This window comes from Pseudoalteromonas sp. S3178 (assembly GCF_005886985.1).
Taxonomy (GTDB): Bacteria; Pseudomonadota; Gammaproteobacteria; order Enterobacterales; family Alteromonadaceae; genus Pseudoalteromonas; species Pseudoalteromonas carrageenovora.
In genome coordinates this window covers 129,333-142,086 of record NZ_PNCW01000019.1, presented here as the reverse complement: position 1 = coordinate 142,086, position 12,754 = coordinate 129,333, and the positions used below count along the sequence as shown (strand labels likewise).

Annotated in this window: 10 protein-coding genes; 2 read left to right on the top strand and 8 right to left on the bottom strand. The window is 38.6% G+C overall.

All coding sequences use genetic code 11. The features are described 5' to 3' along the window. The first annotated feature begins 14 nt into the window (after positions 1-14). Positions 15-278 carry a type B 50S ribosomal protein L31 gene (locus CWC11_RS05430; protein WP_138681851.1) on the top strand — a complete coding sequence of 88 codons (264 nt, stop codon included), beginning with the start codon at positions 15-17 and terminating at the stop codon, positions 276-278. Between the two features lie 175 nt (positions 279-453). Here the strand turns inward: CWC11_RS05430 and CWC11_RS05425 are convergent, their stop codons facing one another. Continuing rightward, on the bottom strand, positions 454-840 hold the full coding sequence (locus CWC11_RS05425; RefSeq protein ID WP_138681850.1) for an OsmC family protein: 387 nt from the start codon (positions 838-840) through the stop codon (positions 454-456). Between the two features lie 28 nt (positions 841-868). Next, positions 869-1,258: a cytochrome b562 gene (locus CWC11_RS05420; RefSeq protein ID WP_138681849.1), complete on the bottom strand. Its 390-nt coding sequence runs from the start codon at positions 1,256-1,258 to the stop codon at positions 869-871. A 616-nt stretch (positions 1,259-1,874) separates the two neighbouring features. Here CWC11_RS05420 and CWC11_RS05415 point away from each other — a divergent pair. Beyond that, positions 1,875-4,721, top strand: a complete 2,847-nt coding sequence (locus tag CWC11_RS05415; RefSeq protein WP_138681848.1) for a TonB-dependent receptor domain-containing protein — start codon at positions 1,875-1,877, stop codon at positions 4,719-4,721. A 105-nt stretch (positions 4,722-4,826) separates the two neighbouring features. On the opposite strand, the gene CWC11_RS05410 is transcribed toward CWC11_RS05415, so the two are convergent. The 6 genes from CWC11_RS05410 to CWC11_RS05385 all read right to left on the bottom strand — a co-directional run bounded on the left by CWC11_RS05410 (position 4,827) and on the right by CWC11_RS05385 (position 12,718). Then, the gene (locus tag CWC11_RS05410; RefSeq protein ID WP_058550208.1) at positions 4,827-6,605 is read right to left on the bottom strand and encodes a sugar phosphorylase; all 1,779 of its coding nucleotides are present in this window, start codon (positions 6,603-6,605) and stop codon (positions 4,827-4,829) included. A 28-nt stretch (positions 6,606-6,633) separates the two neighbouring features. Next, positions 6,634-7,854 carry a glycosyltransferase family protein gene (locus CWC11_RS05405; protein WP_138681847.1) on the bottom strand — a complete coding sequence of 407 codons (1,221 nt, stop codon included), beginning with the start codon at positions 7,852-7,854 and terminating at the stop codon, positions 6,634-6,636. Continuing rightward, positions 7,847-9,592 carry an HAD-IIB family hydrolase gene (locus CWC11_RS05400; protein ID WP_138681846.1) on the bottom strand — a complete coding sequence of 582 codons (1,746 nt, stop codon included), beginning with the start codon at positions 9,590-9,592 and terminating at the stop codon, positions 7,847-7,849. Before CWC11_RS05400 ends, CWC11_RS05405 begins: the two co-directional genes overlap by 8 nt. A 142-nt stretch (positions 9,593-9,734) precedes the next feature. Further along, positions 9,735-10,976 (bottom strand): uracil-xanthine permease family protein, encoded by a 1,242-nt coding sequence (locus CWC11_RS05395; protein WP_138681845.1) that lies wholly within the window; start codon positions 10,974-10,976, stop codon positions 9,735-9,737. Positions 10,977-10,985: 9 nt separating this feature from the next. Beyond that, on the bottom strand, positions 10,986-11,615 hold the full coding sequence (gene upp / locus CWC11_RS05390; protein ID WP_138681844.1) for a uracil phosphoribosyltransferase: 630 nt from the start codon (positions 11,613-11,615) through the stop codon (positions 10,986-10,988). 146 nt (positions 11,616-11,761) lie between these two features. Next, positions 11,762-12,718: a protein kinase family protein gene (locus tag CWC11_RS05385; RefSeq protein ID WP_138681843.1), complete on the bottom strand. Its 957-nt coding sequence runs from the start codon at positions 12,716-12,718 to the stop codon at positions 11,762-11,764. Positions 12,719-12,754: the final 36 nt, after the last annotated feature.

Here is a 12,754-nt window from a genome sequence, read left to right as displayed (position 1 = left end):
TAATGAGGCGTATTATGAAACCAAATATTCATCCTGATTACCAAGTGGTTGCTTTTCACGATACCGCTGCCGACTCGTATTTTATTATTGGCTCTACAATTAAAACAGATCGCACGGTAGAAATTGACGGTAATACTTACCCATATGTTCCTATCGATGTATCGAGTGACTCGCATCCGTTTTACACTGGCAAGCAAAAAACAGTCGCAACTGATGGCCGTGTGGCGCAATTTAATCGTCGTTTTAAAAATCTATCTACGGCTAAAAAAGCTGATTGATAGTTTTTTTCATGCTTGGGTGCGCTTTGGGTTTTGTATTGTAAGTTAAAATAACTTGCTGATTTTAAAACTTAGCTTAAAGCAATAGAAGTATGAAGAGGTAGTAACTAATTTGTTGTAGCAATACCGCCGGGCTTATATGTTACTCGGCGGTATTTTTATAGTTTATTTGTGGTTATTTAACTACTACCGAAAACTCAGGAACGGCTTGAATCACCTTTTTAACTGTACAGGTATTTACAGCAGCAATAAGTGCTTTTTTATATTTAACAGGAAAGCCATCAGGTAAATTAACTTCAATCGAGAATAGCTTTTTACCATTATCATCTACATTTTCATTATTTTGTGTAAGGGTCATACCCTCGGTAGAGATGTCTCGCTGCTCACAAAACTTACGTGCATAAAAGCCAGCACATAAAACCATACTTACTAAAAAATAATCGAACGGTTCTGGATGCTCTGCACCGCCACCAGCATTTACACTTTGATCGCTTATTACTTCTAAATCGCCAAATTTAGCACTTTGCTTTTGACCTTCTAACATTGAAACTGAAATTTCCATTGTTTTTCCTTTTTATTCTAAATTTAAACTATGAACCAAATAATAACTCAAAAAACCCCGGTGGCTCATGTAATTCATGATATTTTTTACGTAAATTATCAATGTTTTTTAAGGGCGCTTTGGCCGCATTAAGCCCCTGCTCGTTAGCCGCTTTTTTAGCAAGCCTAGCTTGCGTAATTACCTTATCAAGACCTTGTAATGATTGCTCAGGCTCTTTATGAAATTTAGCCGTTTTGCTTACCTCAACAAGCTTTATAAATTCATTAATTGCTGTATTAAACTCAGCTAAATCGTTAGCCTGTACTGCCTGCTTATATGCAAGCCCTGTGTTTTTCATATTGACTTCAAGATCGACATCCTGCTGTGCAAAAGAGCTTGTACTAAACAGCATTGTAAAAATAATAAATAAAAACTTCATGATCAAACCTATTAATTGAAAGCAGCCAAATTGTACCAAGTTTACGTGTCAAAGTAACTTATGGAGCGATTCAGGCTATTAAAACTGTAAAGGGGCTTTACACATTACAACTACTTTTTTTGCTCTTTAGTAATGAAAAAAATTCAAACTATGCATTTTTTTGAAAAAAAATCTTACATAAAAAACACTTCAAAACAGTATTTACATACACAATACTTACAAATATGTACGTATAACGCCCAACACCTATTTCGTAGCTTAATACTTATCTAGTTAAATACTTTTAAATAAAAAATAAACGCTATAAAAACCAGCTAAAAAATTATTAAAACAATAAACATGTAAATAATATAAAAACATAACAAACACACAATGTAACCCAGCTTTAAATGGTTATTTATGTACACCCAAAAACTAATGTAAAAAAAACAATTATGGCCATTAAGATTATTTCAAGTTGCTTATTTAACAGTAAGTTACTTACTTTTAATAAAATTATCAGCATGCAATAATCGCCGCCCTCGTAACAAAAGTTATTGGTTTTTACCAAATACACACTGTATTCGGTAAAAAGAAATATTGTATTTAATTATTAGAAATCTCCTTTGGGAAACACATGAAACGTCATAATTTACTTTCTACTAGCATTAAATGTGCATTAATTACTGCTGCTGCAACAGCAAGTAATTCTGTGCTTGCGCAAGATGAGCAAGCTACAAAAATTGAACGCGTTGAAGTAACGGGTTCACGTATTTTACGTGAAGGTGCTATTGCTCCTGCACCAGTAACAGTTATAAGCGGCGAGCAGCTAATTAATACTGGCGCTGTAAACATTGGTGAAGCGCTTAACAATTTACCAGCACTTAGCAATACATATTCTATGGCTAACTCAGGCCGCTTTATTGGTACTGCTGGTTTAAACATTCTTGATTTACGTAATATGGGTACTGATCGTACCTTAGTACTTGTAAATGGTAAGCGTCACGTATCAAGTTCAGCTGGCTCTCAAGCGGTTGATACAAACACTATTCCTAGTGTGTGGGTTGAGCGTGTAGAAATTATCACTGGTGGTGCATCAGCTGTATACGGTGCTGACGCGGTTACAGGTGTTGTGAACTTTATATTAAAAGACAACATTGAAGGTATGGATTTTAGTGTTACCCGAGGTTTTGCCGATTTAAACAGCTACAACAACGAAAAAGCAACGTTCTCGTACGGCTCAAATTTTGATAACGACCGTGGTAATGCAGCTTTCGCTATAGAGTACTCAGGCCAAGATTCATTAAACGCACTTGACCACCCTTGGACTAGCACATCTTTTAGCAGCTTACCTAACCAAGCCCAAACGGATGAGAACAAAAATAGCGCGGACTTTCCAGACGATATTTTAACACCTAATGCAGGTTATTACGCCATCAATGATGCAGGCGTTTATGCACTTGAAAATCAAACTAAGTATATTAATAGCTTTAACGCTGATAGCAGCGCACGCGACTTATACATAGGTAATAACGCAGATTTATATTCATGTGCAGAATGTGACTTTTTTAACTTAGGCCAATTTGAAGAAATTCAACCTGAGTTTGAGCGTTATAACGTAAACTTTAAAGTTAACTACGATGTGACCGACGACTTAAACGTTTACTTTGATGCTAAATACGTAAACAGCCAAGGCGAAAGCATTGGTCAACCAGCATTTTTCTTTTTTGATAGCGACAACAGCATTAAAATTGATAACCCTTACCTAGATCCAACTATTAAAGCGCGTATGCAAGAAGAAGGCGTTGATTCGATCATGATTAACCGCATGATGAGTGACCTTGGACGTCGTGTTGAAAACAATACCCGCGAAACAACACGCTTTGTTACAGGCTTAAAAGGGACTGTGTTTGAAGACTGGGAATTAGATACGTCAGTTGTATACGGCCAAACTGACTTAGAGCGTGAAAACGGCGCTAATATGATTTTAGCCAACTACTTTAATGCCCTTGATGCTGTTGAAGATGCAGATGGCAACGTTGTATGTCGCAGCGCTGCTGCACAAGCTGATGGCTGTGTACCCGTAAACATCATGGGTTTTGGCGCACCATCTCAACAAGCGATTGATTATATAAATACGGTATCGGTTGGTACCTCAACTATTAAGCAAACGGTTGTTTCTGGTTCACTTGCTAATGGCGCTATTTTTGAATTACCAGCAGGTTATGTAGGTGTTGCATTTGGTGCTGAGTATCGTAAAGAAGAAAGCGAAACAAAAGAGCCTGATAACGCAGAAGGTACATTTTTTAACGCACTGGGCGAAGATAAAGGATCGTTCAACGTACGTGAAGTATTTTTTGAAGCAACAATGCCAATTTTAACTGACTTACCGCTTATTCAAGATTTAGTATTTGATACCGCAGTGCGTCATGCCGATTACAGTACAATTGGCGAAGCAACTAGCTGGAAACTTGGCCTTGATTGGACTGTAAACGATGAGCTTCGTGTACGTGTAACACAATCTGCTGCGCTTCGCGCACCAAACATTAGTGAAGTATTTGGTGCAGCAAGCCAAACTTTTTATAATGTTAACGACCCGTGTCGCGCAGATAACCTAGGTGATTTATCAAACGGTGCAATACGTACTGCAAACTGTGCCGCATTAGGTGTAGCGAGTGACTTTAACTCAGGTTACGATGCAGCCTCTTTAGATGGTTTAAGCAGTGGTAACCGCGATGTAAAAGGTGAAGAGTCAACAAGTACAACTGTGGGTATTGTTTACCAACCTGAATTTTTAGAAAACGCTGTACTTACAATAGATTACTGGAAAATTGAACTTGAAGACGCCATTGACACAATCGACGCGCAAGATATTCTTGACCGTTGTGTAGATAGCACAACAGGCATAGACAACCAATACTGTAATTTAATTACGCGTAACGCCAGTGGCGAAATCACTTTAATTCAAAACTCTGTTTTAAATGTTGCTGGTCAAAAAGCATCAGGGGTTGATTTTGAATTAGGTTATGACTTTGAAGCGCTTGAAGGTAGCTTTAAAACACGCTTAATTGGTACTTACTTAATCGAACGTAAAGACTACCCGTTCCAAGATGACCCTAGTAACTACATTGAATATGCAGGGACAACTGGTGAAGCTAAGTGGCAAACTAACCTATCTGTAACTTATGCTATGGATAATTTTTTCTCAACAGTTGAAACACGCTTTTTAAGTGAAGTCGATCTTTACACGAATTTTGACCTTGAGAGCAACTCGAACCCAAGTAACCAAATGTCTTACGGTAAATACTTTATTACCGATATGACTGTGGGTTACAACTTCGATAGCGGCTTAGGCGTTAAAGTAGGTGTTGATAACCTATTTAACCGTAAACTTCCGTACGGTTCACGTGGTACAAGCGCGGGTAGCGCAAGTTACGACAATATTGGCCGCTTTGGCTACATTAACTTAAGCTACAGCTTATAATTAGTAACAACGTTATTGATTAAATTAAAGGCTCGCACTGCGAGCCTTTTTATATCAATCCGCTTAATTAAGTGTTCTATTTTGAGGATTGGTAATTCTTGCGCCTTATTTTATATTGCTTAGCCATACACTTTGATAGGGCTCAAGTTCTATTGTTAATTGCTCTTCTTCAATTGTTTTATCAGCGACTAAGTCAAACCATTGCTGAGTATTAATTAAGTTTAAATCAGCTAATGTGAGTGTTTGTGGTTTGTCACTAATGTTATAGACACAAAATACACTTTGGCGTCTGTCTATACTTTGCCTCCAAAAACCAAATAATCCACCCGCTAAATGCAGCGTAAACTGTGTCGCATTAGGATGAAAGGCACTTTGCTTTTTGCGCACAGCCAATAAGCTCTTAATACCATTAAAGACCTTATGATGATGACTGTATTTCTCACCAATTGCAGCGAGTAGCTTTGACTCTTGCCAGCGATGACGGTTAATAGCACGGTTATGCTGTGAGTTTTCAAAGCGATCGTAATCGTTAGTAGTACCTAATAAACTATGAATATAAAGCCCTGGGATCCCCTCTAGTGCAAACATGATGGCGTGTGCACACATAAATCGCTCTAGGCCAAACTTATCTGGGCCATTGTGTGTGCCTTGCATTGCATCAAATAACGCTATATTTAACTCGTACGGTGTATGTGTGCCATCGTTACTGGTGCGCATAGATACGCGACCACCAAATTGCATAGTAGTACTTACGAGCGAAGCAACTTCGCTGGGTTGTAACAAACCTTCAATGGGCCTAAGCCCTATTCCATCATGCGATGCGATAAAGTTAAAATAAGCGGTACCGTTTTGCGCCGGTGGCATGCTCATCATCCAGTGTTTAATTGCGGTGCTATCGCCACTAAGTAATGTATGTAGTAATAAAGGCGGTAAGGCAAAGTTATAAATACTGTGCGCTTCGTTAGCATTACCAAAATAAGACAGATTCTCTTGGTTTGGTATGTTTGTTTCGGTAATAATTACCACGCTTGGCTCAGTATGCTCAATCAGGGTACGTATTAGCCTAACTGCCTCATGTGTTTGCGGCAAATTAATACAATTGGTATTAAGCTGTTTCCATAAAAATGCAACCGCATCGAGTCTAAATAAGCGAACTCCGTTATCTAAATAATGGCGAATAATGCTAATAAATTCTTTTAAAACTTCTGGGTTACCAAAATCAAAATCAACCTGATCGTGGCTAAACGTACACCACACGTGTTTTTCACCGCTTGGTGTGGTAACCGTATTTAACAACGGTGACGTTCGCGGGCGTACCACTTGGCTTAAATCATCTGTTAAGCTGGCTGTTTTAAAATAATCTTTACCTGGGTGTAAGTCGTTTAAAAAGTTTTCAAACCACACACTTCTGCTTGAGCAATGGTTAATAACTAAATCAGCCATAAGCTTTACGTCTTTAGCTATATTTTGAATATCATTCCAATCACCCAGCGATTCATTTACCTGGGCATAGTTCATAACCGCAAAGCCTTCGTCTGAGCTGTACGGATAAAATGGTAAAATATGCAGCGCATTAAGCTGCATATCACAGCGCTCTTTAATAAAGCGATGTAGCGTTTTAAGCGGCGCTTCAATTGGGCTTGATACAGCAAATTCACTATCGTCATGTTTTATAATAGAGTCGCCGTAGGCAATTAATATTATATCTTGCTCATCCCATCGGTTTGTATGGGGTGTAGGGTCGCGCAGTGGATTACTGCCTAAAATAATTTTAATAAGCTGCTGAGCAAGCTCAGTAACCGATAATGGCAGTTCAACACCTTCGTAAATAATATGAAGATGCTGCTCAACTCGTTGTAAAAATAAATCGCTAACTGAAATCACATGCGCCCCTTTTTTATTAGTTTTAATTTTAACTATATTCTTCGTTGTCTAGCTCTACGGCCTCTTTTAAGCGCTCAAGTACGTCTGGCATTGCTGATACAACACGGTTCCAACTTGGCACAAATGGCGCTTCCATTGGGTTTTCTAAAAAGTGTTGGCCTGCTTCCATAATGTTTTGCGCAAACATTTCAACGGCTTTTTCTTCTTGGTGAACATCAAGCGTTAAGCCGTTCATAAGTGCATCGTTATGATACGTTTCTATAAAATCTAACCCAATACGATAATACGTTGCTTTTAATGAGCGAATGGTTTCACTTGTAAAAGTAACGCCTTGTGTAGCCAGTTTTCTAAATAATGCTTTAGTTATATCTATAGACATTTTAGATAAACCCGCACTTTGATCATCTAGTGAAAGCGCTTGATGTTTATGATCGTAGTTATCGGCAATATCTACTTGGCACAAGCGGTTATGTGAATAGTTACGGTACATTTCGCTCAGTACACCAATTTCAAGGCCCCAATCACTTGGAATGCGAATATCATTTAATACATCGCGTCTAAACGAAAATTCACCTGCTAATGGATATCTAAATGAATCCATATATTCAAGGTAGTCGGTATTACCCAAAATAGTTTTAAATGAGCGTAATAATGGCGTAACTAATAAACGCGATACACGGCCGTTAATTTTGCCGTTTGCAGTACGTGGGTAAAACCCTTTACAAAATTCATAGTTAAAACGAGGGTGTGCTACAGGGTAAATTAAACGCGCAAGTAAGCTTCTATCGTAGGTTAAAATATCGCAATCGTGCAGCGCTATTGATTCAACCTCAGCAGTGGCTAACTTATAACCCATGCAATACCATACGTTTCTACCTTTACCTAGCTCTCTTGGGGCAACACCAAGTTCTTGCAATTCTTTATCAAGCGCTTGTAAGCGTGGTCCGTCGTTCCATAATACTTTATGGTTTTGATTTAACTCTTTAAAAAAGCTAAGTGCATGACGATACTGTTCTTCATCGGCTCTATCTAGCCCTATCGTAATTTGCGATAAGTAAGGCACATCACGTAGTTCACTTACTATATTTTGCAGCGCAGGGCCTTCAAGCTCACTAAATAAAGACGGGAGTATTAACCCCATTGGGCGTTTTTTGCTAAAGCTAAGTAGCTCTTGTTCTAGATCTTCTATTGGTCTATCGGCAATATTATGTAGTGTTGTAATAATGCCATTTTGATAAAAATCAGCCATGAGATGTTTGCTCCTCAGAAATACTTAAAATACTGCTAATGCACTGCAGCGACGTTATTTCTTCAATCCACCCTTGTGGCGCTGGCGATTGAGAATAACGTGCTTTGTTGTGCGATAATTTAACCGGCTTTTTACTGGCCGGATTGGCAATAATAATGGCGATATTTGCGTGCTCTAACATTTGCTTATCGTTATCGCTATCACCTAGTGCAATGACCGTGAGAGGCTTTCTAAAATGATGGGTAAACTGTTTAACTAACCACTGCTGCGCAACGCTTTTGTCGGTATTTTTGGCAATGTGAATAAATCGACCACCAATTTTAATATCGTAGCCGAGTGCTTTTACATCTTGTACAAAGGCACTGAGTAACTCATCGTCACCGTACCAATAAAGTGGGTCTGAATAATCGCGGGTTTGCGCACGCCTTGCTTGCGCATCATCGAGGCCTGTAAGTTCAGATATTTGCTCACTCGATAAATCGCTAAACAATTTATAATGCGCTTTATAATCGCTTTTTAAAGTATCTAAATCCTTTAATAAACTAGATAGTGGCTTAGCCAGTGCATAGCACCAATATGCGCCTACTTTTTTACAACCAATAGGCTTGAGTTCAAAATAATCTTCAGGAATGTAAACAGCAGCGCCATTTTCTACAATAAAGGGCTGTTGAATATTTAAATCGTTTTTAAGCTCAACCACTTCACAAAATGTTTTACTAGTATTAAACACAACAGGAATGTGCGCACTTTGTAATTGCTGTAGTAACTCACTGATATTATTTGTATTGTAGTCAGCATGGTCGAGCAATGTGCCATCTAAATCTGTAAATATAATAGGCTGTAGTGTGTCGTCACTTGTAAGGTGCATACCGCTAATATCACGGTTGCTATCAAGTTCAATTAAGGCATTGGCTTTAGCGCTTAGTGTATTTAAATTTTCACGGGTAATGCGCTCAAAATGAGAAATAAAATACACCAGCTGCTCGTTATTCATCGTGCCTGAGCCTTCACCTTTTTTAGCAATTAGTTTTTGTTCTTGTTCTTGTCGCCATGTAAAAACATCGCTAAAACTGGGCGCTTTAAGCATCACGGTGTAATCAATTAAGCTAAAAACAGATTTGTATTCGTTTGCCAAACAACTATTTACACAACGACGCCAAACACCTTCTTTATCGTATTGTTGCTCTAGTTCGTTAAGTGGCTCGCTTAGTGAAAATGGTGGCTGCGGCTCGCTGCCTACACACCAGCCTTCTAAAATAACAATATCGACGGGTTTGTCGTTTGTAACCCATTCGCTTTTAGGTACGCAGTCGTCTTCGTGTTTATTAAAACGAGGAAGCGGTACGTTTGTCTCGCCAGCGAGTAGATTAGTAATTGTGCTATTCATAAGCGCCACATCATGAGTCCCAGGTACGCCACGTGTGGTAAATAGAGGGTGTACATCGCTTGCAAGTTCAGCGCGTGCTTGTTTTGCTAAATAAAAATCGTCAATAGACAACGCAACACTATTAAAAGGTGTGTTTTTAGAAAACCAAGTAACTAAAAAATCGGCGAGTGTTGTTTTTCCTGAGCCTTGGCATCCATTTATAGCAACAAAAATAGGAGTATTTGTTTTTTTAGATTCTAGGATGTCATGCGCAAGTGGAACAAAATATTGTTCACTTAAATATTGATACTTTAAAGGCAGTTGGTGTTTTGTTAAAAACGGGGTTATATCCACAATATTGGCCTCTGACATAGTAACTCCTTTGCATACAATGCGTTCTAAGAGTTAAATGCAGGTACTAGACCATTATTTTTTTTGTATATATTTTAGTTACTTAAAAAAATAGCGCATTTAAAATGCGCTATTATGGTGCAATATTTTCAACTTGCGTGCATTACTCATTTTCTTGAGGCTGCGCCTTGGGTAAAACTAAGTTTAGAACAATGCCTAAAATAGCACATAAACTTACACCCTCTAGGCTAAATTGGCTGCCACCAATATGCATACCGCCAATGCCACATACCAAAATAAGTGCAACAATACTTAAATTACGCGGTGCGGTTAAATCATCACCCGACTTAACTAATGTATTTAAACCTACTACAGCAATAGAGCCAAACAGTAAAATCATAATGCCGCCCATTACCGGTACTGGTATGGTTTGTAAACCAGAGCCCATTTTGGCAACAAAGGCTAAAATAATGGCGATAACAGCTGTCCACATCATTACTTTTGGGTTGAAGTTTTTAGTAAGCATGACAGCGCCCGTAACCTCTGAATATGTAGTATTAGGCGGGCCACCAAATAACGATGCAGCAGAAGTAGCAAGGCCATCACCAAACAAAGTACGATGAAGTCCAGGCTTTTTCAAAAAGTCTTTATTGGTAACTTGGCTAATAGCCATCATGTCGCCAATATGCTCAATAGCAGGGGCGATTGCTACAGGCACCATAAACAAAATAGCTTGCCATTTAAACTCAGGCCATGTGAAGTTTGGTACAGCAAACCACTGTGCGTTAGTTACCGCATCAAATTGCACAACGCCCATACCAAGCGATAAACAATAACCTGCTACAACGCCTGCTAATATAGGAATAAGCTTAAATACGCCCTTTCCCCACACTGCAAAAATAAGCGTAACTACTAACGAGAGCAACGAAATATAAATAGCGCTGTTGTAATCAATAATTTGAATACTACCGTCACCACTTTTCCCCATTGCCATATTTACTGCAACAGGTGCAAGTGCAAGGCCAATCACCATAATTACTGGGCCTACAACAACAGGCGGTAAAATTTTATGAAGCGTTGCTACTCCTTTAAACTTAACTAATAAGCTTAAAAGCATATAGGCAAAGCCTGCCGCCATTAAGCCGCCCATAGTGGCAGGTACGCCCCACATTTGCACAGCAGCTATAATAGGTGCAATAAAGGCAAATGAAGAGGCTAAAAATATAGGTACTTGGCCTTTGGTCACTAATTGAAACAGTAACGTACCAATACCCGCAGTAAAAAGTGCCACATTAGGATCAAGGCCAGTTAAAAGTGGCACCAATACTAACGCACCAAATGCTACAAACAGCATTTGCGCGCCAGTTAAAATAGTTTTTATTGAAAAAGTGTCATTTTTTTGCACTGAATACTCCTAAACAGTACCAAAAATTTTGTCGCCCGCATCACCTAAACCAGGGATAATATAGCCCTTTTCGTTTAAGTGGCTATCGACTGATGCTGTAAATATTTCGATATCAGGATGAGCCGCTAATGTTTTTTCAACGCCTTCTGGCGCAGCAACAAGCACAATTACTTTAATCTCTTTACAGCCCGCTTTTTTAAGCATATCGATTGTTGCAATCATAGAGCCGCCAGTGGCAAGCATAGGGTCAATCACTAAGCTTAAACGCTCATCAATATTACCCACTAGCTTTTCAAAATAGGGAACAGGCTCAAGTGTTTCTTCGTTACGTTCAAGGCCAACAACGCTCACCTTAGCTGCAGGTAAAAGCTGCATTACACCATCCATCATGCCAAGGCCTGCACGTAAAATAGGCACTACGGTAATTTTTTTACCTTTAATGTGTTCAACCTTTAACTTGTTGCCATCCCAACCTGTAATTTCGTTATCTTCTAATTGTAGGTTTTTAGTTGCTTCGTAGGTTAATAATGTACCCACCTCAGAACATAATTCACGAAAGCTTTTAGTACTAATACCATGCGCACGCATTAGGCCTAGTTTATGTTGAACAAGAGGGTGTGAAATAACGTGAATAGCCATGATATAAACCTACTGATACAAGAATTTGCGGTATTTTATATTAAAAAAGGTCATTTGACCTGTAGTTTTAGTAAAGATTTCATAGATCGTGCCAAAATTGACTGATTTGATTGATATTTATGCAAGCCACCAACCCGTTGCGTTTATTAAATGTTACTTGCTAACGTGATATTTACCTGCTTAAGCATGTAACTATTAATTTTAAAATGCTCAGGGCTCCAGCCTGCTAAAAAGCGATAAAAATCAGCCCATGCTAGCGGCCATAATTTTTGCCACTGAGCAGTAACATCATCAGCATTAATAGCTGGCTGGTAAATTGTAAGCGCACTTTTTAAATGCGTAAAATAATAAGCTAAATATTCATCTGCACAATCATGCAGCTGCCTATCATTAAAGCAACTGGTCATAAAGTACATTACATCTATAATCCCTGCCCCAGCACCCACATACTGAAAGTCATACCCTAGTACTTCACTTTGCTCATTAGCTGCAAAGTTGGCAAGTTTAGCATCGCCATGAATCAGCGTTTTGTAGTGTGATGTTTGCAGTATTTTATCTATTTTATGTGCAGCACTTTTAATATCGGACTTTTTATCGACGTGTTCATTTAATTTATTAAACTCATCGGGTCGTGTGCTTAAATGCCAATAATTACCTTGCTGCCATAATCCGTTAGCGGGTTTATTTAAGTTAAACGCATGAAAGTGTGCCAGCCACTTTAATATAGCTTTAACATGTTGCGGCCCTGCTTGAGTAAACCCATGTTGGGTAAAGTTTTTAAACACCAGCGCATATTCATCAACCTTATTGATAGCACTTATACATTCGATGCTTTTTGCTGTGCTAGGTAAAAACGGGCTGTAACGCTTATAAAAATTATATTCAACGCTATAAGAGTACTGCTTTCTTTTAAGTGCAAATTCGCTTTGCTTAATTTTAGGATGGTTTATGTATCGTGGTATTTTAATAGCCTTAACAACACATGACTCATCATCAAGCATGCACTGAACAATACTGCCACACCCACTCCAAAGCGATGTTAGTGTATCGCCAACTTCAATGTGCTTAAAGTGAGGTTGTAATAAAGGAATGTAAAATGCCATTGCTATAATAAGTAATTAAATTTTTTGTAGTTTAAC

Coding starts and splice junctions, on each gene's coding strand:
- CWC11_RS05415 (WP_138681848.1), top strand. CDS start 1,875: ATGAAACGTCATAATTTACTTTCTACTAGCATTAAATGTGCATTAATT.
- CWC11_RS05400 (WP_138681846.1), bottom strand. CDS start 9,592: ATGTCAGAGGCCAATATTGTGGATATAACCCCGTTTTTAACAAAACAC.
- CWC11_RS05405 (WP_138681847.1), bottom strand. CDS start 7,854: ATGGCTGATTTTTATCAAAATGGCATTATTACAACACTACATAATATT.
- CWC11_RS05430 (WP_138681851.1), top strand. CDS start 15: ATGAAACCAAATATTCATCCTGATTACCAAGTGGTTGCTTTTCACGAT.
- CWC11_RS05425 (WP_138681850.1), bottom strand. CDS start 840: ATGGAAATTTCAGTTTCAATGTTAGAAGGTCAAAAGCAAAGTGCTAAA.
- CWC11_RS05385 (WP_138681843.1), bottom strand. CDS start 12,718: ATGGCATTTTACATTCCTTTATTACAACCTCACTTTAAGCACATTGAA.
- upp (WP_138681844.1), bottom strand. CDS start 11,615: ATGGCTATTCACGTTATTTCACACCCTCTTGTTCAACATAAACTAGGC.
- CWC11_RS05420 (WP_138681849.1), bottom strand. CDS start 1,258: ATGAAGTTTTTATTTATTATTTTTACAATGCTGTTTAGTACAAGCTCT.